The following is a 21,730-nucleotide window of genomic DNA, read 5'->3' on the forward strand; positions in this document are numbered from 1 at the left end:
CGGGCAATCGCACCATGGCCAACGGCCACGGGCAATCGCACCATGGCCAACGGCCGCGGGCAATGACACCCCGGTAGGTCACGACCGTTGGTCGTGACCAGGCGTCAATCGTCGCCGTCCAGCTCCGTGTAATGGCGGAAAATGCCGTTGGTGTTGAAGGCCAACCGGCGTTCGGAGGCCAGGTAGGCGGCGATGTGGGGTCGCCGCTCCACCCGATCCTTCAAGGCGTGCAGCAACGGCAATGAGGGCCGCAGCGCCTGCATGCGCCGCGGGAACATGTACTGCAGCCCGCTGACCAGCTGGAACAGTGACAGGTCCACATAGGAATGCTCGCGCAGCGGGTGCAGGCCGCCATTGGCCTGCAGCACGCTTTCAAACCAGCCGAGGAACTTCGGCAGCCGCTCGCTACGCATCGACGCTGCGCGCGCCTTCGCTTCCTTCTTCTGGTCCTCGTAATATTGCGAGGCTGCAATCGGGTGGTGGGTATCGTGGATCTCGGCCACCAGGTCGGCAATGGTCAACTGCAGCTGCAGCGCCTGCGCGCGCCGCGAGGCGGCGTCGGGCACCAGGCCCAGCTCGGGCCCCAGATGGTCCAGGATCGCGCCCACCTGCGCGATCACCTGCCGCCCACTGACCAGGAACGGCGGCGCGAATGGACGCAGCCCGTCGGCCTTACCGTCCAGGAATGGCTGCATTACCTCATCCCCGTGCACCCGGGTCATGTCCGTATAGGCCGCGCCGGCATCCTCCAGCGCCAGCCGGATGAACTCGCCCCGGCCCTGGATGCCGGTCCAGTAATACAGCTCGTAATGCATGCGCACGCTCCACGACAGGAGGCCCCAGCCTCCCGCCTGCGCTGCCAAGCAGGCGTGATGGCGGTGTGGGGGTGACGTCGTCCAAGGCCTGAATACGTTCTCATCGCCCCTTGAAACACGCCTGCGTAACCGCATCTGTCTGATAGTGCTGGCTCGGCCAGCGGCAGAATATCGAGGATTCCCCATGCGGATGGACAAGCTCACCTCGCGTTTCCAGCAGGCGCTGGCAGACGCACAGTCGCTGGCCGTGGGCCGCGACCACAACATCATCGAACCGGTGCACGTGCTCACCGCGTTGCTGGACCAGCAGGGCGGCAGCACGCGGCCGCTGCTGGCCCAGGCCGGGGTCAACGTGCCGGTGCTGCGCGAGCGGCTGACCGAGGCGCTGGATGCGCTGCCGAAAGTGTCCGGGCAGGCAGGCAGCCTGTCGATGGGCAATGACCTGAACCGGCTGCTCAACAGCACCGACAAGCTGGCCCAGCAGCATGGCGATGCGTTCATCGCCAGCGAGTGGTTCGTGCGCGCCGCGCTGGACGATGGCGGCACGCTCGGCATGGCGCTGCGCGCTGCCGGCGCGGACAAGACCAGGATCGATGCGGCCATCGAGAAGATCCGCGGTGGCGACAGCGTGCAGAGCGAGAACGCCGAAGAACAGCGGCAGGCGCTGGAGAAGTACACCATCGACCTGACCGCGCGCGCCGAGAGCGGCAAGCTGGACCCGGTGATCGGGCGCGACGAGGAAATCCGCCGCACCATCCAGGTTCTGCAGCGCCGCACCAAGAACAATCCGGTGCTGATCGGCGAACCCGGCGTGGGCAAGACCGCCATCGTGGAAGGGCTGGCCCAGCGCATCATCAACGACGAAGTGCCCGAGGGCCTGCGCGGCAAGCGCGTGTTGTCGCTGGACATGGGCGCGTTGATCGCCGGCGCCAAGTTCCGCGGTGAATTCGAAGAGCGCCTGAAGGGCGTGCTCAGCGACCTGGCCAAGAGCGAAGGGCAGATCATCCTGTTCATCGATGAGCTGCACACCATGGTGGGCGCGGGCAAGGCCGATGGCGCGATGGACGCGGGCAACATGCTCAAGCCGGCGCTGGCGCGCGGTGAGCTGCACTGCGTGGGTGCCACCACCCTGGACGAGTACCGCAAGTACATCGAGAAGGATGCCGCACTGGAACGCCGCTTCCAGAAGGTGTTCGTGGGCGAGCCCAGCGTGGAAGACACCATCGCCATCCTGCGCGGGTTGAAGGAAAAGTACGCGGTGCACCATGGGGTGGAGATCACCGATCCGGCGATCGTGGCGGCAGCCACGCTGTCGCACCGCTACATTGCCGACCGCCAGCTGCCGGACAAGGCCATCGACCTGATGGACGAGGCTGCCTCGCGCATCCGCATGGAGATCGACTCCAAGCCGGAAGAGCTGGACCGCCTGGAACGCCGCCTGATCCAGCTCAAGATCCAGCGCGAGATGCTGAAGAAGGAAAAGGACGATGCCTCGCGCCAGCGCCTGGCCGACCTGGAAACCGAGATCGATGCGCTGGAGCGCGAGTTCTCCGACCTGGACGAGATCTGGAAGTCGGAGAAGGCCGCGCTGCAGGGCACTACCAAGATCAAGGAGCAGATCGAGCAGGTCAAGCTCGAACTGGAAGCGGCACAGCGGCGCCAGGATTTCGGCCGCATGAGCGAACTGCAGTATGGCCAGCTGCCGCAGCTGGAAAAGCAGCTGCATGTGGCGCAGGAAGCGGAGAACACCGAGTTCAAGCTGGTCCAGGACCGGGTGACGGCCGAGGAGATTGCCGAGGTGGTCTCGCGCTGGACCGGCATTCCGGTCAACCGCATGCTGGAGGGCGAGCGCGACAAGCTGCTGCGCATGGAAGACGTGCTGCATGAGCGCGTGGTGGGCCAGGAAGAGGCGATCAAGGTGGTTTCCGATGCGGTGCGTCGTTCGCGTGCCGGCCTGTCCGACCCGAACCGGCCCAGTGGTTCGTTCCTGTTCCTGGGCCCGACCGGGGTGGGCAAGACCGAGCTGTGCAAGTCGCTGGCCGAATTCCTGTTTGACAGCAGTGACGCCATGATCCGCATCGACATGAGCGAGTTCATGGAAAAGCACAGCGTGGCGCGGCTGATTGGTGCGCCCCCGGGCTATGTGGGCTACGAAGAGGGCGGTTACCTCACCGAGGCCGTGCGCCGTCGCCCGTACTCGCTGATCCTGCTGGACGAAGTGGAGAAGGCGCACACCGATGTGTTCAACATCCTGCTGCAGGTGCTGGACGATGGCCGCCTCACCGATGGCCAGGGCCGCACCGTGGACTTCCGCAACACCGTCATCGTGATGACCTCCAACCTGGGCTCGCACCAGATCCAGGACATGTCCAGCGATGACAGCCCGGAGGCCTACACGCAGATGAAGGCGGCGGTGATGGGCGTGGTGCAGGCGCACTTCCGCCCGGAGTTCATCAATCGACTGGACGACATCGTGGTGTTCCACCCGCTGGACAAGGTACAGATCAAGCAGATCGCACGCATCCAGATGCAGGGCCTGGAAAAGCGCCTGGCCGAACGTGGCCTGCGCATCGAGGTCAGCGACGCGGCGTTCGAGCTGCTGGGCAACGTGGGCTTCGATCCGATCTACGGTGCCCGGCCGCTCAAGCGCGCGATCCAGGCGCAGCTGGAAAACCCGCTGGCGCAGAAGATCCTGTCCGGCGACTTTGTTGGCGGCGATGTGATCCGGGTGGATGCGGCCGAAGGCCGCCTGGTTTTCGCCAAAGGCTGATCAACCTTGACCGATGGACGCAGAGCCCCGGATCAACCGGGGCTCTGTGCTTTCAGCGCGGTATGAATTTGATGGTGCTGCGGTAATCCGGCCAATGCGATCGAGTTGCCTTTGATGCCAGGCGCAGGGACCCCGCCCCTTCTGCGACGTCGCCGGAAGCTTCCCGGGCGACCGTCGCGGAGTATGCATGTTCAGTGGACCTAGAGGTAGACGACCCGTTCGGAGGCGTTGCGGGTCATAGGCGCTCCGGGCGGGCAGTGGAACGCTGCGGCATAGGCGGGCATGTTGGCCGGGCCGACATCTGCGCGTGGCGGCCCGAAGGCATGCACGTCGGTTTCCAGGTCGCGCTGCAGGCGTTCGCGGGTGCGCATGTCGCGGTACAGCATGCCCCAGCTGAGATAGAACAACTGCCTGCGGGTGAGCCCGTGCAGCATTGGATCGGTCTGGTTGCGGGTCGCGAATTCAAGCGCATCCAAGGCGATAGTCAGGCCGCTCAGGTCGGCCAGGTTCTCATTGGCGGTCAGCCGCCCATTGAGCGCAAGTCCGTCCACCTGCTGCTGGTCAAACTGTGCGGCAAGCCGCGCGGAAATCGCCGCGGCATTCTGCCGGTCGGCATCGCTCCACCAGCTCTGCAGGCTGCCATCGAGACCGAACTGACTGGATTCTGCCGAGAACGCGTGCGAAATCTCATGGCCGATGACCGCGCCTATCGCGCCGTAGTTGAGCGCATCGTCTGCCTCCATGTCGAAGAAGGGCGGCTGCAGCAGCGCCGCCGAGAAGGCGATGTCGTTGTTCATCACGTCGTGGTACGCGTCCACGGTCTGCGCGGTCATCCGCCAGAGTGCGGTGTCCACCGGCGCTCCCATCCGGGCCAGTTCGTTGCGCCGGGCGAACGCGGTGGCCGCGCGCAGGTTACGCAGGTAACCGCACGATTCGGTGTGCAGCCCGGACCAGTCCGGCCAGCGTTCGGGGTGGCCGATACGCGGTCGAAAGGCATCGGCCTTGCGCAGCGCGGTGGCGCGGGTTTCGGGATCCATCCACGGCACTACTGCCAGGCGTCGTTTCAGGGCCGCCATGACCTGCTCGATCAGCGCCACCACCCGTGCGCGGGCTTCCGGCGGGAGGGCGGCGGGAACGTAGAGTTCGCTGAGCGCTTCACCGGCCACGCGTTCGATGGCAGCCAGCACCTGCTTCCAGCGCGGCGGCATTGCTTCCTGGCCCTGCAGCGTCCTGCCGTGGAAGTCGTGATGGGCGCGGACGAAGTCATCGCCCAGGAACGGGCTGGCCGAGTCAAGCGTGTGGAAGCGCAGGTAGGCGCGCCAGGTGGCCGGTTCCTCGTTGGTCAACGCCCGACCCACCGCCTGGTGGAAGGCGGGCGTGGCCAGCGAAAAACGGTCCGGTGGGGCCACGCCCAACGCCTGGAACAACGCACTCCAGCGGAAGCCGGGGGTGAGCGCATCGGCCTCCGGCACCGTCAGCGGATGATAGAAGTTGGTGACGTTCTCGTTTAGCTCGTTCCACGGCGCCGACGCGTTGGCAAGGCGGCGTTCCAGCGAGAGGACCGCATCGGCCTGGCGCTCGGCATCGGCCGGCGCGTCGCCCGCCAGGCGCAGCACGTGCGCGACGTGCGCGCGGTAGGCCAGTGCGGCTTCGGCATGTTCCGGGTCCAGGTAGTAGCTGCGGTCCGGCAGCCCGAGGCCGCCCTGGAAGGCGTAGGCGATCTGGCTGTCGCGCGCGTCCATGTCCAGGTCGACGCCGAACCCGAACACCGGGTTGAGGCCGACCGCGGTGAGCGTGTGCAGGTGCGCCTCTACCGCTTCGGGTGTCCGCAGGGCGTCGATGGCGGCCAGCTCCGCGCGCAGCGGCGCGATGCCGTCCGCATTGATCTGGCGCTGGTTCATGCCGGTGCGCCACAGGTCGGCCACGATCTTCTCCACGTGGGTCGGCATGTCCAGGTTGGCGGCCTGTTCCACGACGCGGCGCTGCAATGCCAGCGAACGTTCCTGCAGCATCGTCGGCATGTTCCACAGCGGCTGGTCGGCGGGCCGCTGCTCGGTCGCATGCCATCGGCTATTGATGTGTGCGTACAGCGACTGACAGGGCGGGTGGTCCGGATCGATGTCGGCCGGGTTGAAGCGCAGCGGCGCTGGCAGACCATCGTCGCTCTCCGGGGTCTGGACCAGGGTGTCAGCAGCGGGGAGGCTCGTGGAGGCCCTGCCGCACGCGCCTTGCCCGGAGCGGTAGCCGAGCTCATAGCCAATCCAGGTGCCCGCGAACGCGCCCAGCGCAGTGACGGCGGCCCCTGCCAGTATCCGGGAGCACTCGCGTGGGCGAGCCAGGCAGCCTGCGGTGGCCGCGGTTCCAATCCGGTCCAGTGGTTCCTGGACCGGCACGGCCAGATACGCTTCACCCCGCGTCGCGGCCGCACCAGGCAGCAGAGCCGGCGGCGCCTGCGCTGGCGACTGCATCGTCGGCGGCCGGCCCGCGCGTGCTGCGCCAGCCGCGCCTTGCGGTATCAGCAGGTTGGCGGTGAGCGCTGCAAGCGTGAGCATGCCGGCTGCGTTGTGGACGCGCAAAAGCGGCGGACCCTCGGTGCCGAAGCGCTGGTGGCGGGCATGGTCTCGTGCGGGCTGTCGGCCGCACAGCTTGCGATTGAACTGGCCGACGCTGCGGCGGTGTTGTTGTACGGCATCGGCACGCATGGCGTGACCTCCACTATCAGTCGTGCGGGTGCCTGCCGGTTGCAGGCGGAGCGCGATCATGCCCACGGGCCCGCAGGACGCACATAGGATTGGTACGAAACGCACCACGCACATCACTGCAGTGACGGTACTCATGAGCAACCGGCATGACAGGGCGCGGCGGGGCTCGGCTATGGTGCGTTTTCGCACGTACCGTGCGCGGAGACCTTACGATGTCGGAACCGGACACCTCGCTGCCGCCGTGGAAAGCGGAAACCATCGCCGTGCATGGCGGCTACCGGCCGGACCCGACCACGCGTGCGGTGGCGGTGCCGATCTACCAGACGGTGGCCTACGCGTTCGACGATACCCAGCACGCGGCGGACCTGTTCGACCTGAAGGTGACGGGCAACATCTACACGCGCATCATGAATCCCACCACCGACGTGCTGGAGCAGCGCCTGGCCGCGCTGGAAGGTGGCATTGGCGCCTTGGCGCTGGCGTCGGGGCAGGCGGCCATCACCTACGCGATCCAGACCATCGCCGAGGCCGGTGACAACATCGTGGCCTCCAGCGCGTTGTACGGCGGTACCTACAACCTGTTCGCGCATACGTTGCCGCAGTTTGGCATCCAGACCCGGTTCGCCGATTACCGCGATCCGGATGCGTTCGCCGGGCTCATCGATGACCGCACCAAGGCGGTGTTCGTCGAGTCCATCGGCAACCCTCGCGGCAACATCACCGACATCCAGGCGGTGGCCGACATCGCACATGCGCATGGCGTGCCGCTGATCGTCGACAACACGGTGGCCACCCCGTACCTGCAGCGCTCGTTCGACTTCGGCGCCGACATCGTGGTGCATTCGCTGACCAAGTACCTGGGTGGGCACGGCACCAGCGTCGGCGGCGCGATCGTCGATTCCGGGCGCTTCCCCTGGGCTGAGCACAAGCAGCGCTTCCGCCGGCTCAACGAGCCAGACGTGAGCTATCACGGCGTTGTCTATACCGAGGCGCTGGGCGCGGCGGCCTACATCGGGCGCGCGCGGGTGGTGCCGCTGCGCAATACCGGCGCGGCGCTGTCGCCGTTCAATGCCTTCCTGATCCTGCAGGGCATCGAAACGTTGGCGCTGCGGCTGGACCGGATCAACGCGAATGCGCTGGCGATCGCCGGCTTCCTGCGCGACCACGCCAAGGTGGCGTGGGTGAACTACGCGGCGCTGCCCGACCACCCCGAGCACGCGCTGGTGCAGCGCTACCTGCGCGGGCACGGCTCGGGCGTGCTGACCTTCGGCTTGCCGGGCGGGCGCGCGGCGGGCGCGCGCTTCCTGGATGCCCTGCAGCTGTTTACCCGATTGGTGAACCTGGGTGATGCCAAGTCGCTGGCCACCCATCCGGCGTCGACCACGCACCGCCAGTTGGATGCGGCGGAACTGGAGCGGGCCGGGGTGAGCGAAGACACGGTGCGGCTGTCGATCGGCATCGAGCACGTCGACGACCTGCTGGCCGATCTGGAGCAGGCGCTGGCCAAGGCGTGAGGCGGGACCATCCCGGCCGGTGCGGGCCGGCCGGGGTGGGTTTTTATCAGGGCGCCGGTGCGTGCAGCCACGCGTCGATGGCCCCTTCCACCACCGCGAGCGCGGCCATCGCGCGGCGCGGGTCGACCTGGTCGAGCTGGTCCTGGCGGTTGTGGATGCGCGCCAACGCAGGTGACAGCGGCAACGCCTTGTAGGCGTTCATGGCGTGCTCCATGGCGTCCATCCGCGTTTCCATCGCCTGCGCCTCTTCCGGACCCAGCGTGCCATTGAGGTAGTGCTCGAACCGGCTCCAGTCCACGTCCGCATTGGCCACCCACAGCCGCGCCCGCGCCTGCTGCATGTCGCGTTCAAGCGGGATATCGGCCGCATCGGCCAGGTTCATCCCCAACGCCGGAATGCCTTCGCGCTGGAGGGCAATCTGATCCGACTGCATCACCCAGCCAGCGCTGTCATGCACGGTCAGCCCGACATCGGCGGCAGCGCTTTCGAGCAATCGACGCAACTGTGCTTCGTGGGCGGTCACCGGCGCGGGAGGCGGTTGCAGCGCGCGCGAATCGCCATCCATGTACAGGTGATGGCGGTCGGAGCCAGACAAGGTCATGCCATCGCCGCGCCCGGTCATGTCCAGGTTGAGCGCCTCGTCCGGACAGCTGGCCTGCGCCAGGCACTGCTCGGCGTAGGCCTTGGCGCCCAGCATGCCGTGCTCTTCCAGGTCGGTCACCATCAACTGCACGCGCATGCCGTCGGGAAGTTTTTCCGCGCTCAGTTTCCGGGCAAGCGCCAGCAGCGTGGCCAGCCCGGTGCCATTGTCACTGGCGCCGCTGGAGCCGTCGCGCGCGCCGGTCATGTCGCCATGGGCGAGCACCATCAACGTGCGTTGTGGGGTGCCGGCACCGGCAAACTCCAGCATCAGGTTGCAGCCGTTGTAAGTCTGGTCGAAGCCGAAGGAATCGCGGGTGCTGCCGGAGAACGGCAGCTGCTGCAGGGTGTGGCCGTCGCGCTTGAACAAGGCGCGGATCGTATCGAAGCGGGCGGCGTTGGCAGCCGACTCGCGCAGCGCGCCGGTCATGCCCGGCTGCTGCGCGCCGAGCGTGGCCTGCGCGATCTGTTCCAGGTCCAGCTCGAAGCGGGCCTGTGCCGGGCTCACCACGCTGCCCAGCAGTTCGGCCGCCCAATCCACCCACGACAGCATGGGCGCCAGCGCGGCGGCCTCAGCGCCGCTCGGCCAGCCGCCGTGCCCGTGCGTTTCCGCCTGGCGGGCAACGCCCAGCGTCACCATGATCTGGCGGCGCGTGGCCTCAGGCAGGTCCTGCAACAACGATCGGATCGCCGGGCCGGTGCAGGCCGCCGCATCGGTGCCGCAGTCGCGGACGATCTCCAGCAGGCGGTGGCGGTGTTCGTCGGGCAGCAGGTCGTACAGGGTCAACGGAAGCGAGGCCGGCGCGGGCGTGCGGTCGGCGTTGTTGGCGTCCAATGCGCTTTCGCGGCCAAGCACGAACCCCAGCACACCTCCAGCGGCCGCACTGGTAATCACCGTGGCAGCGGCGATCGTCGCTGCGGCGAGCGTGCGCGGACACTCACTCGGGCGCGCAACGCAGCTGAGCGTAGCGGTATTGGCGATGCGCCCCAGTGCGGCGGCAGGTGCGGTCGGTCCATTGGCCGCTACCGGCACCGCCTGGTAGCCGGCGCCGCCTTGGGCTTGTGCGCCGGGCAGGAGTGCGGGCGCCACGGTGCCCTGCCGGGCAACGCGGTCCGGCGCGGCAGGGCCAGGCGCCAGTGCGGGCCCGCGTTGCGGAACACGGGCCAGGGCCATCGCCGAGGACAACGCCAGCGCGCTGAGCACCCAGTCGCGGCCATTGCGCACGGTCAGTGGTGTGAACGCGTTCGGCAGCGGCTGCCGGGGCACGCCGCGCGAGCGCAGGTTGCGCGCGACGGTGTTGTCGAAGTGGCCCTGGACGTGGCGGGCGAACGGGATGTCGAGCGGCATGGCAATTTCTCCAATGGCGGGCGCAGGCCCACTGCACCGTGCCGCATTGCGGCGCCGCTGCCCATCGGAGCAGTTGCGGCTGGTACCTGGATGGGACCGCCGTCACACGCAGCAGTGGCAACCCGCTACGATCCCGGAGCCGCAACTGCGCAAGTTCGGGCACGCGCGGCGTAGGCGCGCGCTGCACGCTGGATGCACCCCCGGATGGAGCCCGACATGAACCGCCTTGCCCAGATCCGCCAGCGCCACGGTATCGACCGCGTCATCGCCCAGCTGCAACGCTGCCTGCGGGAGGGCGAGCCACTGCCCGACCTGGAGGCACTGGCCGCCACCGCGCATCAGTCGCCGTACCACTTCCACCGGCTGTACCGCGCGCTGACCGGCGAAACCCCCGGACGCACCGTGGCGCGGTTGCGGCTGGCGCAGGCGCTGCACCTGCTGGGAAAACCCGGCGCGCGGGTGACCGACGTAGCTCTGCAGGTGGGCTTTGAAAGCCCGCAGGCCCTGGCCCGCGCCTGCCGGCGGGAACTGGATGCCACCCCCGCATCGTTGCGCGACGACCCCACGCTGCGCGCGCGCTGGCAGCGGCATCTTGAAGTTCCCGCGGGCGACCAGGCCGAGCCGATCTCCGCGCTGCAGGTTCGGGTGGCCGAGCTGGAACCGTTCGAAGTGGTGGTGCTGCGCAAGCAGGGCGCATTCGACGAACTGGACCGTGCATTCGGCACGTTGTTCGCCTGGGCCGCAGGCGAGGGCTTGGCCGAACAGCTGCAGCACCTGGTGGGTATCGCACTCAACGACCATCGCGACGTCGCGCCCAGGGAGTGCCTGTTCGACTGCGGAATGGGGTTTGGCGACCTTGCGCAGCCAGTACCTCCACCGCTGCGCCGGTTGACCCTGGGCGGCGGCGACCACGCGGTGCTGCGCCACGTGGGCAGCTACGCCGGTCTTGAAGCCGCTACCGACGCGCTGCTGCGGCAGTGGCTGCCCGACAGCGGGCGCGTGCTGCGCGACGCGCCGTTGTACTACCACTATCTGGACGACCCCGAGGATGTTCCCGAGGCGATCCTGCGCGCCGATATCTGCGTGCCGCTGGCGGCCCGTTAAACCACTGGAATGGTGTGCTTGCCGATGTTGCGGTACGGCGGGGTGGCCATGACCATCTCGGCCAGCGAGTAGGCCAGCTCGCGTTCGGCCATCACCGTGCCGTCGGCACCGTGTTCGAGCAGGTGCTTCACTTCGGCGTCGCTGTGCGCGCGCGCCAGCAGGGTCAGCCCCGGGTTGAGCGCGCGCAGCTTGGCCAGGGTTTCGCCGGCTTCCAGCGGCTGCGGAATGGCCAGCACCGCGATCTTGGCGCGTTCGGGGTGGGCTTCGGCAAGCACGCGGTCGGAGGCGGCGCTGCCACGAATCGCCGGCAGGCCGGCGGCATGCGCTTCGGCCACGTGTTCCTTGTTGTCGTCGATCACCAGCACCGGCACGCCGCGATCGCGCAGCACCTGCGCCAGCGCGCTGCCAACCCGGCCGTAGCCGATCACGATGGCGTGGTCATGCAGGTCCAGCGACGGGCCGGGCGGCAATTCGGTTTCCACTGCAGCGGCGGGCGTTTCCTGGTTTTTGACCAGCCAGCGGTCAAGCAGGCCGAACACCAGCGGATTGAGCATGATCGAGATCAGCGCGCCGGCCAGCACCAGTGCCTGGCCGGTGGGCGGCAGGATCTTTAGGCTCACGCCGAGGCCGGCGATGATGAAAGCGAATTCGCCGATCTGCGCCAGGCTGGCCGAAATGGTCAGCGCGGTGCCGTTGGGGTGGCCGAAGGCGCGCACGATGAGGAACGCGGCGGCGGACTTGCCGAACATGATGATGGCGGCGGTGGCCAGCACCTGCCACGGGTGTTCGACCAGGATGGCCGGGTTGAACAGCATGCCCACCGAGACGAAGAACAGCACAGCGAACGCATCGCGCAGCGGCAGCGAATCGTTGGCGGCCTTGTGGCTGAGCTCGGATTCGTTGAGCAGCATGCCGGCGAAGAACGCGCCGAGTGCGAACGACACACCGAACAGCATGGCCGAGCCGAACGCCACGCCGAGCGCGATGGCCAGCACCGCCAGGGTGAACAGTTCGCGCGAGCCGGTACCGGCAATGCGCTCCAGGATCCACGGGATGACCCGGCGGCCCACCACCAGCATCACTGCCACGAACAGGCCCAGCTGCACGAAGGTCCAGCCGATGCTGGCCAGCACGCTGCCGATTGTGTGGGTTTCAGCAGCCGCGTCGGGGCCGAACACGCCGGCCAGCACCGGCATCATCACCAGCGCCAGCACGCAGGCCAGGTCTTCGACGATCAGCCAGCCCACTGCGATCTTGCCGCGCTGGGTTTCCAGCAGGCGGCGTTCTTCCATGGCCCGCAGCAGTACCACGGTACTGGCGGTGGCCAGCGCGAAGCCGAACACCACGCCATGGATCACCGGCCAGCCCATCAACCAGGCCAGGCCCCAGCCCAGCAGCGTGGCGACCAGGATCTGCCCGACCGCGCCGGGAATGGCGATCGCCTTGACCGCCATCAGGTCTTTCAACGAGAAGTGCAGGCCCACGCCGAACATCAGCAGCATCACGCCGATTTCGGCCAGCTGGTTGGCCAGCGCCTGGTCGGCCACGAAGCCGGGAGTGAAGGGTCCTACGCAGATGCCCGCAACCAGGTAACCAACCAGCGGAGACAAACGCAGCTTGTTGGCCAGCGCACCCAGGATGAAGGCGAGCCCAAGGCCAACGGCAACGATGTTGATCAGGTCGGTGTCATGGTGCATCGGGGCTCGCAACGTGGGGGATGCCCCGATTTTCACCGATGCGGCCAGTTCCGGCAAACCGTACTGTGGTAATCGACGCTGCAGCTGTCGGTAGCGCCGGCCGTTGGCCGGCCCTCATGAACGCCGGAACGTCCGCGAGGGCCGGCTGACAGCCGGCGCTACCGCGAACTCACCACTTGTACGTGACGCGGCCGTACACGTAGGCGCCGTTGAAGCCGTACGGCGAGTAGTTGCTGTACGGCAGCATGCCCCAGGTGGAGTTCTGCAGGTCCACGGTGCGGTCGGGGTATTCATCCAGCAGATTGTCCGCACCCAACGTCAGGGTCCAGTTCTCGCTCGGCTTGTAGGCCACCGAGGCATCGAGCACCCACGAGGCATCGTAGGTCTGGTCGCGGGTCGGGGTGGCCGAATTGCGCACGGTGAACGAGCCGTAGCGGGTGGCCGCCAGATTCAGGTCCCAGTGGTCCGACCGCCAGGTGCCGCTGAGAATGGTCTTGTCGCGTGGGTAGCTGTCTTCGATGCGGCCCACTTCATCGCGGCCGATCAGCGACTGGGTCAGGCCCAGAGAGCCGAACACGGCCGGCGATGCGATGAACTTCTTCACCTCGGTGTCGTTGTAGCTGTAGGCCGCGGTCAGTTCCAGCGAGCTGGCACTGAACGGGATGGTGTAGCTGGACACCGCGTCCACGCCTCGGGTGCGGGTATCCACGCCGTTGGTGAAGTAGGAGAACGCGGTGACCTGCGGCAGGCCCAGGTTGGCCAGCAGCGCATTGGTGGCCGCATTGGTGGTGATGTTGGTGGACAGGATGATGCGGTCGTCGATGTCGATCTGGTACGCATCCACGGTCAGGTAGAGGCGGTCGATCGGCTGCAGTACCAGGCCCACGCTGTAGGAGGTGGAGCTTTCAGCCTTCAGCGGGCTGGCGCCCAGTGCCTGCGCGGCGGTGCTGGTGGTGGGGAAGGTGCCGCGTTCGACGAACACGCCGTTGACGATGGTGCTGGTTACCGCCTGGTAGCTCTGCTGGGCCAGCGACGGGGCGCGGAAGCCGGACGAAGCGGTGGCACGCAGCGCAACCTTGTCGGTGAACGCGTAGCGGGCCGACAGCTTGCCGGAGAATTTGTCGCCGAAGTCCGAGTAATCCTCATAACGGCCGGTGACGCCGGCCGAGAACTTGTCGGTCAGGTCCGCTTCCAGGCCGGCGTAGACGGCGTAGTTGTCGCGGTCGGCATCGACGGCGTTGAGCGGGGTGAAGCCGCCGAAGCCCTGGGCGCCGGTGCCGAAGTACGAATTGGGCTCGCCCGCGCTCTGCTCCCACTTCTCGCGGCGATACTCACCGCCGAAGGAGAGGGTGACCGGGTAGGCCAGGCCCCAGTCCAGCTGCTTGGTGATGTCCACGTTGCCGATGTCCTGGGTGTATTCCAGCGCGCCGGCGTAGAACGAACGCGGGCTGGTCACGCCCAGCGCGTAGTTGATGCTGTTGCGGGTGTGGAAGTCGATCTTGTTGGTGCCGTGATTGTAGCTCACGTCCCAGGTCCAGCCGCTTTCGGTGTCGCCCTTCACGCCGGCCACCAGCGAGCGGTCCTTGGAGTACTGGTTGATTTCCGGGACGAAGCCGTCCGGGTAGGTCTGGGCCAGCAGCGCGCCCTGGCCGCTGTTGGTGCGCGAGCGGTAGAACGCGAACGAGGTGATGTCGCGGTTGCTGGCCAGGGCGGTGGCATAGGCTGAGACGCGGTCGCTGAACTGGAAGCTGGCATTGGCCGAGGCGGCCGTGGCATCCACCTGCGGGTCGCCGACCACGAAGGTGGTCTGGCCCACGCTGGGGAAGTTGCCGGTGTTCGGCGCGGTGCCCTGGTAGGGCCCGGCGCGGTTGCTTTCATCCTGCTGGGTGATCTGCCCAGCCACGTGCACGCTGCCGCGGCCGTCGGCAAAGCCGATGCCGGTATCGCCGGAAAGCTGGTACTTGTTGCCGTCGCCGGCCGAGTACTGGCCGGCATCCAGGGCCAGGCTGCCGCCGGCGCTGGATCCCTTGAGCACGATGTTGATCACGCCGGCGATGGCGTCCGAGCCGTACTGCGCCGAGGCACCGTCGCGCAGCACTTCAACGCGCTCGATCGAAGCGATGGGAATGGCGTTGATGTCCACCGCCGACGAGCCGCGGCCGATGCTGCCGTTGACGTTGATCTGGGCCGAGGTGTGGCGGCGCTTGCCGTTGACCAGCACCAGCACCTGGTCCGGGGACAGGCCGCGCAGCTGCGCCGGACGGATGCCACTGGTACCGTCGGTGAGCGCCGGGCGCGGGAAGTTCAGCGAGGGCAGGGCACGGGCCAGCGCAGTGGCCAGTTCGGTGGTGCCGGTGGACTGCAGGGCCTCGGGGGTGATGATGTCGATGGGCGACTGCGACTCGGCCACGGTGCGGTCGGCCACGCGGGTGCCGGTCACGATGACCGTGTCCAGGGTGTTGGCGCTGGCGCGGGCAGGGGCGTCCTGGGCAGTGGCACTGAAGGCAGAGGCCCCGAGGGCGACGGCGACAGCGGCGGCAAGCGTGCGGGTCTTGCGGTTCATCAGGATGTGGCTCCGGTTGGGACAAGGCGGCACCGGGCGACATCACGACTGCGGCAAAGCGGGTCAGCGAGGGCGGGTGTTGCGGTGCACAATCCATGGATTAACGGTATTTTTACTGACTGTCAAATCTAAAAAACGTTGCAAAAGCAACGATTTAGGACGATCTGACGGCTCGCGCGGGACAGAGGTCCCGGGGAAAGCGCAGGCAGGGTCGTGGGAGAGAGACGAGACCTGCCGCGCATCCCGGGGCCCGTCAAGTATTCGTTAACGCTAGAATTGCGTCGCAGGAAAGGTGCTCACCAGCACATTCCATTCCGTTATATGGACCCCCAGAATGATTTCCCTTCGTAACTTCGCCTTGCGCCGCGGCGAGCGGCTGCTGTTGTCCAACGTCGACCTGACCCTGCATGCGGGCTACCGCGTGGGCGTCGTCGGCCGCAACGGGGCCGGCAAGTCCAGCCTGTTCGCGGCCGTGCAGGGCGAGCTGGAGGCCGACAAGGGCGATGTCGACCTGCCCGGCAAGATCCGCATCGCCAGCGTGGCCCAGGAAACCCCGGCACTGCAGGACCCGGCGCTGCAGTTCGTGCTGGAAGGTGACACCGAGGTGGCGGCCGTGCTGCGCGAGGAAGCCGAGGCAACCGCGCGCGAGGATTGGGAAGCGGTGGCCAATGCCCACCAGAAAATGGCCGAGATCGGCGCATACGACGCCGAGTCGCGTGCAGGCAAGCTGCTGCATGGCTTGGGCTTCCCGTCCGACACCCACTCACGGCCGGTGGCGACGTTCTCCGGTGGCTGGCGCGCGCGACTGAACCTGGCGCGCGCGCTGATGATGCCGAGCGACCTGCTGTTGCTCGACGAACCGACCAACCACCTTGATCTGGACGCGGTGTTCTGGCTGGAACAGTGGCTGCTCAAGTACCCGGGCACGCTGCTGCTGATCTCGCATGACCGCGAGTTCCTCGACAACGTGGCTACCCACACCCTGCACCTGCATGGTGGCGGGGTCAAGCTGTACCCGGGCGGCTACACCGACTTCGAACGCCAGCGCGCCGAACAGCTGCGCCAGCAGCAGATCGCGCACGAGAAGGAACAGGCCGAGCGCGCCCACCTGCAGAGCTTCATCGACCGCTTCAAGGCGTTGGCCAGCAAGGCCACCCAGGCCCAGAGCCGCATGAAGCGCCTGGCCAAGCTGACCGGCACCGAAGCGGTACGTGCCGAGCGCGAGTTCCGTATCGAATTCGCGCCCCCGGCCAAGCTGCCGTTCTCGCTGATCCGCCTGAACGATGTGGAAGCCGGTTACAGCCCCGACGCGGTGATCCTGCACCACGTCGGCTTCGGCCTGGAAGCGGGCCAGCGTATCGGCCTGCTGGGCCCGAACGGCGCCGGTAAGACCACGCTGGTCAGGACCCTGGTGGGTGAGCTTGATCCGGTGGCCGGCGAGCGTTCGGCGCACCCGGACCTGCGCATCGGCTACTTCGCCCAGCACACGGTAGAGTCCCTGCACGCAGGCCAGTCGCCGATGGACCATTTCCGGGACATTTCCCCGGATGGCAGCAACCAGGCCTTCCGCGATTTCCTCGGCAAGTGGAACTTCGCCGGCGACCGCGCCTTCGAGCCGGTGGACGGTTTCTCCGGCGGTGAGCGCGCGCGGCTGGCGCTGGCGATGATTGCCTGGCAGCAGCCGAACGTGCTGCTGCTGGACGAACCGACCAACCACCTTGACCTGGAAATGCGCGAAGCACTTGCCGAAGCGTTGGCGACCTTCGAGGGCGCGATCGTGATGGTTTCGCACGACCGCCACCTGATCGGCCTGGTCTGCGACACCTTCTGGCGCGTAGCCGATGGCGTGGTGGAGCCGTTCGACGGCGACCTGGACGAATACGCGGCGTGGCTGCGTTCGCGCCCGGCGGCGCAGGGCACCAAGCAGAAGATGGCCGCCGCCGCGCCGGAACCGGTACCGCCGACCCCGCCGCTGCCGCCGAAGAAGAACGTCAACCCGGTCAAGCTGGCCGCCGCCGAGGCGAAGGTCAACCAGCTGGAAAGCCAGCTGGCCGAGCTGGACCGGCAGCTGGCCGACCCGGCCAACTACGCCGATTCCACCCGCATGGCGGTGCTCGGCCGCGACCGCGAAGCCACCGCGCAACAGCTGGAAAAGGCCGAGGCGAGCTGGATGGAGCTGATGGCCTGACGCAATGCGTGCGCCACGGCAACAGCCGTGGTGCACGAACGCCGGAAACGGCGAACGGGAACGGCGAACGGAAATTGCGCACCCGGGACGTAGGGCCGGCGCGACCGGGGCCCTGCGCGTGCAATGCATCGTGTGTCACGCCGCGCCCTGCGCTTCCAGCCATGTGCGGAACCGCCGCGCCGCATCGCTCTCTGCCCGGGAGCGTAGCCGCGTCAGCCAATAGCTGCCCAGCTCCAATGTCTGTGCGAACGGCTGCACCAGCCGTCCCTGCGCCAGGTCCTGTTCGAACATCCGCAGCGGAAGCAACGCCACGCCGGCGCCGGCTGCTGCCGCACTGGCCAGGGTCAACGATGAATCAAACACCGGCCCGCGCGCCTCCAGCTCGCCCACGCCAGCAGCCTGCAGCCACTGCGGCCACTCGTCGCTGCGGTAGGAGCGCAGCAGCGCCACACTGGCCAGGTCACGCGGGTGCCGCAGCGTTCGCGCCAGTGCCGGCGCGCACACCGGTGCGAACGGGGCGGCCAGCACCGGCGTACAGAGCTGCCCCTGCCAGTCGCCGTCGCCGAAACGGATCGCCAGGTCCAACCCTTCGCCGGCCAGGTCGATCCGGTTGTTGTGGGTCTGCAGGCGCAGCTCGATATCCGGATGCCGCGCATTGAAATCGGCCAGCCGTGGCAGCAGCCAACCGGTGGCGAAGGTGCCCACCACGCCGACCCCCAGGACCTCGCGGAAATGCCCGCCCACGAACCGGTCCAGGCTTACCGCGATCCGATCGAAGGCCTCGTTCAGTACCGGATAGAGGCGCGCCCCTTCGTCGGTCAGCGCCACGCCGCGGGGCAGCCGGTGGAACAGCACCGCGCCCAGGCGCTCTTCCAGCCCACGGATCTGGTGGCTCAGCGCGGCCTGGCTCACACACAGCTCCAGCGCGGCGCGGGTGAAGTTCTGGTGGCGCGCGGCGGCTTCAAAAGCGCGTAGCGCGTTGAGCGGGAGCTGGGGCCGAAGCATGGGAGAGGTGAGCAATCCTGATGGCTGCGATGGCGGTAGCGCCGGCCGTTGGCCGGCGGTCCCCATCCTACCCTTGGTACGGGTCGTTCGTCAGGCGGACAGGCATTAGTGTGGCTCATGCCTATCCCTGAAAATACGCGCTGGTGCCGGCACCGCCCGCATGTCGATACTGCAGCCCTGCCCAACAAGGAACCGCCCATGATTGCCCGCCGCCACTTCCTGCAATGGTCCGGCGCCGCCGCCGCCTCGGCCCTCGCTGCTACCGTGCTGGGCAAGGCTCCGCCGACCACGCTGGCCGCCAGCCAGGCCCAGGCGAGCGACTTCGCCGCACTGGAAAAAGCCAGTGGCGGCCGCCTCGGCGTGACCTTGCTCGACACGGCCAGTGGCCGTCGCATCGGTCACCGGCAGGACGAGCGCTTTCCGATGTGCAGCACCTTCAAGTTCGTGCTCTCCGCCTGCGTGCTGCACCTGGCCGACCAGGGCACGCTGTCGCTGGATCGGCGGCTGCCGGTACGCCAGCAGGACATGTTGTCGCACGCCCCGGTGACCAGGCGCCACATAGGCAAGGACCTGACCGTGCGCGACCTGTGCCGCGCCACCATGGTGACCAGCGACAACCCGGCGGCGAACCTGCTGCTCGGCGTAGTGGGTGGGCCGGCCGGGGTGACGTCGTTCCTGCGCGCCAATGGCGATGCGGTGACCCGCAACGATCGCCTGGAGCCGGAGATGAACCGATTCGCGCCCGATGACCCGCGCGATACCACCAGCCCCGCCGCGATGGCGGCCAGCCTGCAGCGGTTCGTGCTGGGGGATGTGCTCAAGCCAGCGTCGCGCCTGCAGCTGGCCGACTGGCTGATCGACAACGAAACCGGCGACACGCGCCTGCGTGCGGGGTTGTCGCCAGCGTGGCGGGTGGGCGACAAGACCGGCAGCAATGGCGAAGACACCACCAATGACATCGCGATCCTGTGGCCGCTGGCCGGCGGCGCCCCGTGGGTGCTGACCAGCTACCTGCAGGGCGCCACGGTGGATGATGCCGGGCGCAACGACGTGCTGCGCCAGGTGGCGGTCATCGGCGAAAAGATGATCAGCGCGCACGCGCGCTGATCAATACGGCATCAACCGTTGCCGGCTTGCTTGACCGCATCAAGGAACTCGCGGCCCCAACGATCCACATCGTGGTACTCCACGGTGCCGAACAGCTGGCGCATGCGGCCGCCGGCTTCTTCGTCGGGCATCGACAGTGCCTGCAGCAGCCCGGCGGTGAGGTCGGCCGGGTCGTGCGGGTTGGTCAATACCGCGCCCTTCAACTCCGCCGCCGCGCCGGCGAATTCGCTCAGCACCAGCACGCCATTGCTGCCTTCGATCCCGTGGGTGGCGACGAATTCCTTGGCCACCAGGTTCAGCCCATCGCGCAGCGGGGTGATCCACATCACCTGTGCCGCCGCGTAATGCGCCACCACCTCTTCGAACGGCAACGCCTGTGCGAAGAAACGCACCGGAGTCCAGTCCAGCCGCGAGAAGCGCCCGTTGATGCGGCCCACCGCCTGTTCGATCTGGTTCTGCAGCGTGCGGTACACGGTCATTTCGCGCGCGGCCGGCACGCACACCATCAGCAGGGTCACTTTGCCCTGCCGGTCTGGATGCTGTTCCAGCAGTCGCTCGAATGCCTCCAGCTTGGCCAGCGTGCCCTTGGTGTAATCCAGCCGTTCCACCGACAGCACCAGCTTGCGCGCGCCGATCTCACGGCGCAGCTTGAAGATGTCGTTGCGTACGCCGGGCCGGGCCAGCACGTCGTGGATGCGGCGCAGGTCAGTGCCGACCGGGTGCGCGCCCAGTGCCACCTCCCGGTCACCGACACGGATGCGCGTGGTCATCGTATCCAGCCCCACCGCGCAGCCATAGGTCAGGAAGCGCGGCGCACAGCTTTCCCACGACAATCGCTCGGCCGGCATCGCCCCGCGCACCACGTCCACGAAGTTCTCCACCTGGCGCGGGATGTGGAAACCAATATAGTCGCAGCAGAGCAGGCTGCCGATGATCTCGCGGCGCCACGGCACCACGTTGAACACATCCGCAGACGGGAAGTAGGTGTGGTGGAAGAAGGCGATCTTCAGGTCGGGGCGCAGCTCGCGCAGCGTGGCCGGCACCATCCACAGGTTGTAATCGTGGATCCACACGGTGGCCCCGTGCGCGGCTTCGGCGGCCGTTGCTTCGGCGAAGCGGCGGTTGACCTTGAGGAACACCTGCCAGTCGTCCTCGCGGAAGCGCGCGCGCTCCCAGAACACATGCAGCATCGGCCAGAACGCTTCCTTGGAGAAGCGCTTGTAGAAGATGTCCACTTCCTGCCGGGTCAGCGGCACGCGCGCGGCGGTCAGGGTGGGGTAATGCTCGGCGTCCACTGCCAGGCGGGTCTGGAACGGGCCGCGCTTGGGATCGTCGATGCCCCAGGCCACCCACGACCCGGTCTGGCCGCCCTGGAAGAAGCTCAGCAGCGAGGGAATGATGCCGTTGGGCGAGCGCGGCGGGCGCTGCACCAGCACGCCGTCTTCCATGACTTCATCGAAGGGCATGCGGTGGTAGAGCATCACCAGATCGGCACCTTCGGCGCGCTTGGCTGCCGGCGGCTTGAGCCATGCATCATCGGCCGGCAACAGGGCGAAATGCTCGATCGCTTCCAGGATGCCGCCGCAGCCCGGTGCCTGCGCGTGGTAGGTATGCGCCAGCCCGCGGGTGGCGGCAGTGAGCGCCGGTTCGGAATCGCCCACGCACACGCCGCGGAAGCCGGCGGTGTACATCGACAGGTCGTTGAGGGTGTCGCCGGCCACCAGGATGCGGTCACGCGGCAGGTCCAGCAGGCGCGCCAGCGCAGCCAGGGTACGGCCCTTGTCGGTGTCCGGCGGCAGGATGTCCAGATAGCGGTCGGCCGAATACAGCACGTCGCAGCCCAGCGCCTGGGCGGCGGCCTGGATCTGCGAACGCAGCGGGGCCAGCGTGGCCGGGTCGCAGAAGTAGGAGCAGCGCCGCTCCTGCGGCACGTCCTGGCGCTGCAGCGCGGTGAACGGCCGCATCGCGGCGGCCACCACCTGCTCGCCGGGCCAGTGCGCGTCGATCATCGATTGCAGGGGCTGCAGCGGCTGCAGGGTGTGGCCATCGACCACGGTTGCGCCGACATCGCAGACCACGTAATCGGGGCGCGGAATGGCCGGATCGGAGAGCAGCGGCATCACCGCTTCAAGGCCACGGCCGGTAATGAAGATCAGGCGGATACCGGGGTGCTGGTCGACCAACCGGTACAGGCGGTGACGCGCGGCGGCATCGCCGGCGAGAAAGGTGCCATCCAGGTCGGTGGCGAGAATCAGTTGCTGGGCCGGGGGAGCCGCCG

Annotated in this window: 13 protein-coding genes; 6 read left to right on the forward strand and 7 right to left on the reverse strand. The window is 67.7% G+C overall.

All coding sequences use genetic code 11. The annotated features are described in order from the left end of the window. Positions 1-104 precede the first annotated feature (104 nt). Positions 105-815 (reverse strand): glutathione S-transferase, encoded by a 711-nt coding sequence (locus ACTJI4_RS03995; RefSeq protein ID WP_440868575.1) that lies wholly within the window; start codon positions 813-815, stop codon positions 105-107. Between the two features lie 184 nt (positions 816-999). Between ACTJI4_RS03995 and clpB the strand changes: the two genes are divergently transcribed. Beyond that, positions 1,000-3,585, forward strand: a complete 2,586-nt coding sequence (gene clpB, locus ACTJI4_RS04000; protein WP_440868576.1) for an ATP-dependent chaperone ClpB — start codon at positions 1,000-1,002, stop codon at positions 3,583-3,585. A gap of 200 nt (positions 3,586-3,785) precedes the next feature. Here the strand turns inward: clpB and ACTJI4_RS04005 are convergent, their stop codons facing one another. Then, positions 3,786-6,137, reverse strand: a complete 2,352-nt coding sequence (locus ACTJI4_RS04005; protein ID WP_440868577.1) for a M13 family metallopeptidase — start codon at positions 6,135-6,137, stop codon at positions 3,786-3,788. A gap of 12 nt (positions 6,138-6,149) precedes the next feature. Between ACTJI4_RS04005 and ACTJI4_RS04010 the strand changes: the two genes are divergently transcribed. Continuing rightward, a complete protein-coding gene (locus ACTJI4_RS04010) occupies positions 6,150-6,374 on the forward strand; it encodes a hypothetical protein (protein ID WP_440868578.1) in 225 nt (74 codons plus the stop codon). Positions 6,375-6,499: 125 nt separating this feature from the next. Beyond that, positions 6,500-7,801: an O-acetylhomoserine aminocarboxypropyltransferase/cysteine synthase family protein gene (locus tag ACTJI4_RS04015; protein ID WP_440868579.1), complete on the forward strand. Its 1,302-nt coding sequence runs from the start codon at positions 6,500-6,502 to the stop codon at positions 7,799-7,801. Positions 7,802-7,847: 46 nt separating this feature from the next. Here ACTJI4_RS04015 and ACTJI4_RS04020 read toward each other — a convergent pair whose 3' ends face one another. Continuing rightward, entirely contained in the window at positions 7,848-9,788 is a 1,941-nt protein-coding gene (locus ACTJI4_RS04020; protein ID WP_440868580.1) for a M28 family metallopeptidase, read from the reverse strand. Between the two features lie 216 nt (positions 9,789-10,004). Here ACTJI4_RS04020 and ACTJI4_RS04025 point away from each other — a divergent pair, with 216 nt between their 5' ends. Next, positions 10,005-10,892, forward strand: a complete 888-nt coding sequence (locus tag ACTJI4_RS04025; RefSeq protein WP_440868581.1) for an AraC family transcriptional regulator — start codon at positions 10,005-10,007, stop codon at positions 10,890-10,892. On the opposite strand, the gene ybaL is transcribed toward ACTJI4_RS04025, so the two are convergent. Continuing rightward, complete coding sequence (gene ybaL, locus ACTJI4_RS04030; protein WP_392920887.1) at positions 10,889-12,589, reverse strand: YbaL family putative K(+) efflux transporter; 1,701 nt, start codon at positions 12,587-12,589, stop codon at positions 10,889-10,891. The two genes, ACTJI4_RS04025 and ybaL, sit on opposite strands and share 4 nt — an antisense overlap. A 169-nt stretch (positions 12,590-12,758) precedes the next feature. After that, positions 12,759-15,152, reverse strand: a complete 2,394-nt coding sequence (locus ACTJI4_RS04035; RefSeq protein ID WP_440868582.1) for a TonB-dependent receptor plug domain-containing protein — start codon at positions 15,150-15,152, stop codon at positions 12,759-12,761. A gap of 334 nt (positions 15,153-15,486) precedes the next feature. Here ACTJI4_RS04035 and ACTJI4_RS04040 point away from each other — a divergent pair, with 334 nt between their 5' ends. Further along, positions 15,487-17,340 carry an ABC-F family ATP-binding cassette domain-containing protein gene (locus ACTJI4_RS04040; RefSeq protein ID WP_440868583.1) on the forward strand — a complete coding sequence of 618 codons (1,854 nt, stop codon included), beginning with the start codon at positions 15,487-15,489 and terminating at the stop codon, positions 17,338-17,340. A gap of 135 nt (positions 17,341-17,475) precedes the next feature. Here ACTJI4_RS04040 and ACTJI4_RS04045 read toward each other — a convergent pair whose 3' ends face one another. Beyond that, entirely contained in the window at positions 17,476-18,345 is an 870-nt protein-coding gene (locus ACTJI4_RS04045) for a LysR family transcriptional regulator (RefSeq protein WP_440868584.1), read from the reverse strand. Positions 18,346-18,543: 198 nt separating this feature from the next. Between ACTJI4_RS04045 and blaL2 the strand changes: the two genes are divergently transcribed. Then, positions 18,544-19,452, forward strand: coding sequence for a L2 family extended-spectrum class A beta-lactamase (gene blaL2, locus ACTJI4_RS04050; RefSeq protein WP_440868585.1), 909 nt, complete (start codon positions 18,544-18,546; stop codon positions 19,450-19,452). A gap of 11 nt (positions 19,453-19,463) precedes the next feature. Here blaL2 and ggpS read toward each other — a convergent pair whose 3' ends face one another. Beyond that, entirely contained in the window at positions 19,464-21,707 is a 2,244-nt protein-coding gene (gene ggpS, locus ACTJI4_RS04055; RefSeq protein ID WP_440868631.1) for a glucosylglycerol-phosphate synthase, read from the reverse strand. Positions 21,708-21,730: the final 23 nt, after the last annotated feature.

The sequence above is a fragment of the Stenotrophomonas sp. 22385 genome (assembly GCF_052045085.1).
GTDB lineage: Bacteria > Pseudomonadota > Gammaproteobacteria > Xanthomonadales > Xanthomonadaceae > Stenotrophomonas.